Origin of the sequence: Kitasatospora sp. NPDC091257 (genome assembly GCF_044757675.1) — a bacterium.
Lineage (GTDB): Bacteria > Actinomycetota > Actinomycetes > Streptomycetales > Streptomycetaceae > Kitasatospora > Kitasatospora lactacystinica.
This window is the reverse complement of sequence record NZ_JBIVVI010000797.1, coordinates 1-4,309: the sequence shown is the minus strand read 5'-3', so window position 1 is coordinate 4,309 and position 4,309 is coordinate 1. Positions and strand designations below refer to the sequence as shown.

Genomic DNA, 4,309 nt, shown 5'->3' with positions numbered 1-4,309 from the left:
GGCTACGGCTCCCTGACCCCTGGCCTGCACCACGTCGGCTATGGCACGCCCAGGCTGCGCGTGACGGCCGGTAGTGACACGTACTGGCTGGACGGCCCCCGCCACACCGTCAACCTCGGCGGCACCGCCTCCTGCGACATACCGCTCAAGGCCGGGCAGAGCATCGTGTTCGCGCTGACGTGGACGCGCACCGACAGTCCGGCGCCCGCCCCGCCGACGGACACCACCGCGCTGGAGGAGACCAAGCGGTACTGGACACGGTGGGCGTCCACCTGCACCTACGACGGCCCGCACCGGGACGCTGTCCTCCGGTCGGCGCTCACCCTCAAGGGTTTGTGCGACTTCGGCGGCGGCGCCGCGGTCGCGGCCCCGACGACCTCGCTGCCCGCGCCCATCGGCGGCGTGCGCAACTGGGACTACCGCTACACGTGGCCGCGCGACACCGCGTGGATGATGCAGTCCCTCCTGTCGCTGGGATACACCGAGGAGCCGACCGCCTACCGGAACTGGCTGACGACTTACATCGACCCGGACGCCCTCCAACCCCTGTACGGCCTCGACGGCGGCCCGGTGCCGGCCGAGGAGCCCCAGCCCCACCTGAGGGGCTACCGCGACTCCAAGCCGGTCCGGATCGGCAACGCCGCCGCCGAACAGCACCAGCTGGACGTGTACGGCGAACTCGCCGACCTGCTCGCGCAGATGGACGACGCAGGCATCCCGCCGTGCCCGGACGCCGACCACCTGCTGCTCGCCCTCGCGCTCAAGGTCGAGGCGCTGTGGGAGCAGCCCGACGACGGGATGTGGGAGAGCCGGGGCACGCCGCGCCGGTACGTCTCCTCCCTCGTGTGGGCCTGGGTGGCCCTCGACCGTGCGGTGCGGGTGCTGGAACGCCACGGTGACGCCGACCGGGAGACCCTGCTGCGGTTGGCGGCGACCGCCGAGACCATCCACGCCGAGGTGTGCGCCCGGGGCTACGACGCGGAGCGCAACACCTTCACCCAGTACCTCGACGGCCGGGACTTGGACGCCTCCCTCCTGCACATCGTCCGCGTGGGGTTCCTCCCTCCGGACGACAAGCGGGTGATCGGCACCGTCGAGGCGATCGAACGCGAACTCGGCGCCGGCGGCGGCATGCTCCTGCGCTACCCGACCGCCGCCGATGCGGCCGACAACGTGGACGGCCTGTCCGGCCACGAGGGAGCGTTCCTCGCCACCGCGTTCTGGATGGCCGAAGCCCTCGCCCTGATCGGCAGGCACAGCGACGCCGAGGACCTGTTCGAACGCCTGCTGGCGGTGCGCAGCGACCTCGGTCTCCTCGCCGAGCAGTACGACCCCGCCGAGCAAGTTCATCTCGGCAACTACCCGCAGGGGCTCTCGCACGACGGCCTGATCCGGGCAGCCCTGGCCATCAACGCGGCGCGCAAGGTCCTCGCCGTCGACGGGCGACGGGTGCTCGCGACGGCAGAGGTGTAGCGACGCAGCTCCGCCCACCCTCGCCGCCCCCTGCGTTCACCGCCTCAACCTGCCGCCGAGCACGCCCTCGCGCTGCTGCGCCTCACGATCGGCGAGCAGCGTGCCGCCGCCGAACTGCGAGGGGCAGTCCGCCTCGAAGACCTCGGCGGCGGCCTGCCGTCGGCGCTCGGGCGCACCGGTGGAGACATCGCCCTCAACGCGGCCGGACCACCGGCCGACCCCATCGAACTGGCCTATCCCTACGAGGAGCACCTCCCATGACGACCACCGACACCATCGACCGACTGCCCCCGGAAGGCCGCCGACTACTCGCCGAGATCGCAAGCCTGCCTGCGCCGGACCTGGACGTCTACGCCGTGGCCGCCTCCACCGCCACTCCCACCCGCGAGGCCAAGAAGTGGCTCGAGGAATTCACGGCCCAGCACCTGCTGGAGCACACCGCAGACGTCGCCGCCCGCGGAGTCGTGTACGCGATCCACCCCGAGGTGGCCGACCGAGCCCAGGCCCTCAACGACAGCCCCGGCGCCCGTACCGCCGTCCTCCAGCGGTACCTGGGCTTCCTGACCACCACTGCCTACGAAGCCGCCCGGCTCCTCACCCCCCATCACCGCGTTCTGGAGCACACCAGCCGGCCCGAGCCCGCCGAGCCCGTCCGGTTCGCCACCAAGCACGTGGCGCTCACCTGGCTGGAAGCGGTGGCTCCCGCGCTGCGCCCAGCAGTCACCGCCGCCACCAAGCACGGTGACTACGCGGCCGCTACCTGTGTGACTCACGCGGCATGGCCGCTGTTCCTCTACACCCGGAGCCGCGCGCTGTGGATTCCCAGCCACCGGCAAGGCCTGGCCGCCGCCGAGCGTTGGGGCAACACCACGGCCATCCGCGAGATGCTGGTGATGCTCGCCGGAGGTCTGCGCGACATCCGCGAGTACGACGAGGCGATCACCTGCCTCCAACGCGCATGCACCCTCGCGGAAGGCAACCTTGAGGCAGTCGCCCAGGCCGACAGCGGCATCGGAGCGTGCCTGCACGCCGATGCCCGCTACGTCGAGGCCATGCCGTACCTGACCGCCGCAGCCTCCCGCTACGAGCAGATCGGCCACGCCCGCGGCCAGGCCCTCGCCCTGATCCTCGTGGGGTCGGCGCGCGCCAGGCTGGGCGACCCCGTCGCCGGCGTGCCGGTGCTCCAGGAGGCCTGCACGTTGCTCTCCCGTCTGACCGAGTCGGACCCGCTCAACGTTGCACGAGCGCTGGCCTACCTCGGTGAGGCCCACTCGCTGGCGGGCACCCACGACCTGGCCGCCACCACGCTCGTACATGCCCTGGAGCGGTTCCGCTTCCTCCGGGTGCCCTACTGGACCGCGCACACCATGGAGTTCCTGGGGCAAGCCGCGCTGCGCGTCGGCCAACACGATGCCGCCATGGACTGGTACTCCACCAGCCTCGCCCAGTACACCGAGCTCGCCAGCAGCCACGACACCGACCGCCTTCGGCGCCGACTCGACTCGGCGACCCGCCTGTGAGCGGCTGGTCGGCAACCGCCGGGGCACCGCTCCAGGCCCCGATCCCTACCGAGGAAGCGTGAAGACCACCCTGCGCTTTCGCCCCGGTCTCCTGCGCGGCCCGCAGCTGCGCCGGGCACGCCGCCCGCGGGGCATCCGAACCCCCACCAAGGCGGTCGGGCCACCGCAGCGCCTCGCCGGGCATGACCCCTGCTCTCCCCTTCCCGAAACCATCGCCAACGCCACTCCTCCGGAGGAGCCGAGGCCGCGCGACAACCGCCCAACCACGGAAAGATCCACGATGTTCACCATCCACAACGACGCCAACGCCACCGCCGACGACCAGCGTCGATACGAACGGCTGATGGAAGCCGCGATCCCGCTGGCGGCCGACCTCTCACAGCTGCCGCTGCCCGACCGCATCACCGTTCGCATAGCGACCCCGCAGCAGTTCGTCGCCTGGCAGGTCGAGCACTACAAGCTGATCATCGGCAGGGGAGTCGACTCGCTTGGACTGGGCGGGGTGAAGCGTCGGCTGCTCAAGACGACGGCGACCATGGTGGGCACGTCCAAGGGCCGGGCGATGACAGCCAAGTACGCGCCGATGGTGCAGGGCGCCATCATCTGGCGTTCCGAGGGTCCGGCTCTGGTAGTCATGCCCGACTCGCATGCCGAGTCCCGCGGTACCGACCGCCTGGTGACCTGCTGCCTCGCCCACGAGATCACCCATCTCGCTCAGTTCGAACTGAATCCGGCGCTCGCCTACGCCGTGATGCGCTTCGGCCTGCAGGACAAGAAGGCGGCCCACGACGAGCGGCGCGCTCCGGCCGCCGTCATAGAGGGCCACGCCTCGTGGGTCCAGGCGCGGGCGTCCGAGCGGCTGTGCGGCATCGCCACCCGCGACCGCCTGGACGACGAGCCCGAGCCGAGCGAGCTGTTCACCCGGCTCACTGCCGAGTCCCCCAGGACGGACGCCTACGACTTGGGCGAGAAGTTCATCGCCGCCGTCTACAACCACGGCGGCTTCCAGCTGATCGAACGCCTCCTGAAGGACGAAGACCTGATGCCGACCAACCGGGAGATTCAGGACCCGGCCATCTGGCTGGACCGGCACCAGGACGTCTGAGCACGCCTCCGCCGGGGCTGTGAACGAGGGCGCCTGCGGCTGCTTGTGAGGCAACCGGCGTGATCCCGGCTGCGCGCCACGAAGCCCCGGGACGACACAAGAAAGGACGCCACCTACCGTCCGTCCTCGCCACCCATCAGAGCGAGGAGGACGACGGTGGAGTTGATCGTGACAGCCGAGGATGTCGCCCGCCGCCTCGGCTACCCCACCC

Annotated in this window: 4 protein-coding genes; 3 read left to right on the top strand and 1 reads right to left on the bottom strand. The window is 71.1% G+C overall.

The genetic code is table 11. The features are described 5' to 3' along the window. Positions 1–1,473 (top strand): glycoside hydrolase family 15 protein (locus ACIQOV_RS29750; protein WP_401053672.1); only part of this gene is annotated, 1,473 nt, incomplete at its 5' end. Positions 1,474–1,509: 36 nt separating this feature from the next. On the opposite strand, the gene ACIQOV_RS29745 is transcribed toward ACIQOV_RS29750, so the two are convergent. Beyond that, positions 1,510–1,725, bottom strand: coding sequence for a hypothetical protein (locus ACIQOV_RS29745; protein ID WP_401053670.1), 216 nt, complete (start codon positions 1,723–1,725; stop codon positions 1,510–1,512). 5 nt (positions 1,726–1,730) lie between these two features. Between ACIQOV_RS29745 and ACIQOV_RS29740 the strand changes: the two genes are divergently transcribed. Both ACIQOV_RS29740 and ACIQOV_RS29735 read left to right on the top strand, forming a co-directional pair. Beyond that, the gene (locus tag ACIQOV_RS29740) at positions 1,731–2,993 is read left to right on the top strand and encodes a tetratricopeptide repeat protein (RefSeq protein WP_401053669.1); all 1,263 of its coding nucleotides are present in this window, start codon (positions 1,731–1,733) and stop codon (positions 2,991–2,993) included. A 58-nt stretch (positions 2,994–3,051) separates the two neighbouring features. After that, positions 3,052–4,098, top strand: coding sequence for a zinc-dependent metalloprotease (locus ACIQOV_RS29735; RefSeq protein ID WP_401053667.1), 1,047 nt, complete (start codon positions 3,052–3,054; stop codon positions 4,096–4,098). Positions 4,099–4,309: the final 211 nt, after the last annotated feature.